The 1,295-nt window shown below is 58.3% G+C and carries 1 protein-coding gene and 1 pseudogene; one reads left to right on the plus strand and one right to left on the minus strand.

All coding sequences use genetic code 11. The features are described 5' to 3' along the window. Positions 1-654, minus strand: a 654-nt coding sequence (locus EN939_RS34600; protein ID WP_164751530.1) for a DUF502 domain-containing protein, incomplete at its 3' end; no start/stop codon positions are given. Positions 655-940: 286 nt separating this feature from the next. On the opposite strand from EN939_RS34600, the pseudogene EN939_RS34605 reads away from it, so the two are divergent. Further along, positions 941-1,226: pseudogene (locus tag EN939_RS34605) on the plus strand (GIY-YIG nuclease family protein). Positions 1,227-1,295: the final 69 nt, after the last annotated feature.

The following is a 1,295-nucleotide window of genomic DNA, read 5'->3' on the forward strand; positions in this document are numbered from 1 at the left end:
CACGACAACCATTTGCTTGACCTCGGGCGCCACCAGCCCGGCCGACACAATCAGCTTGGCGCCGTCCTCAATCGTCATGTCGAGCAGCACGATGTCCGACTTCGGCACATACATCAGGAATCCGGTGGTCGGGTTTGGCGTGCACGGCATGAATACGGCAATCAGCGGATCGCCTTCCTGGTCGAGCTTCTGGTTGATCTCGGTTTCCTTCTCGCTGGCGACGAACACCAGCGACCACACACCCTTGCGCGGATATTCGACCAGTCCGACCTGGCGGAACATGTCGCCCTTGTTGGACAGCACGGTCTCGAAAATCTGTTTCAGCGAGCCATAGATGCCGCGCACCAACGGCATGCGGCCAAGCAGGCGCTCGCCGAAATTGACGATGGCGCGGCCGACGATGTTGGCCGTAAGGAAGCCGATCAGCGTGATCAGGATGAGCGCCACGATCAGCCCGAATCCCGGCACAGGAAACGACAAATAGGTGTCAGGGCTGTAGCGGGCCGGAATATAGGGTTTCACCCAGGAATCGACCCAACCGATGAATGACCAGGCGATGTAGGCGGTGATCGCCAGCGGCGCGCAGACGATGAAGCCCGTGAGGAAGTAGTTCCTCAGCCGGGTCACGCCGGAAGTCTTGGGAGCGTCGGACATGATTCACCGGAGGCGCGGGTTGCAGCGCAACATTAGTGAACCGCCGTCCAGTTTGGAACTGCGAAGTTTTTAAAGAGCCGATTATGCCGCCACTTTCAACGAAACAATCCAAACGGAAGCAGCATACGTTCGCGATTAGCCGAAACACCCCTCCCCTTCGTCATCCACGGGCGGAGCAAGGAGCGAAGCGACGCGGCGCAGACCCGAGGATCCATTCCGTGGCGTCGGCCGAAGAATGCAACCCCTCAAGATGGTCGGCGGATCGTTCGGTCGCTATACTTCGTTCATGACGGGCTATGTCTATTTAACTGCGAGCCGGAAACGCGGCACCATCTATATTGGCGTCACAAACGATCTCGGCCGCCGAATGCCCGAGCACAAGTCTGGTGGGGTTCGCGCTTTACTGGGCGGTATGGCGTAGAACGCTTGGTTTGGTACGAACAGTATTTCGACATCCGCGATGCAATCCAGCGCGAGAAGTCGCTGAAACGTTGGCCGCGTCATGGAAGATTGAATTGATCGAAAAGGCCAATCCGGAGTGGTTCGAGCTTTTCCGCGGGACTGGGTGGTAGCGCCAAGTTCTGCACTGCTTTGATCCGCCATACCGTCACGGAATGGATCCTCGGGTCTGCGCAGGAGCT

Origin of the sequence: Mesorhizobium sp. M7A.F.Ca.CA.002.05.1.1, from assembly GCF_003998335.1 — a bacterium.
GTDB lineage: Bacteria > Pseudomonadota > Alphaproteobacteria > Rhizobiales > Rhizobiaceae > Mesorhizobium.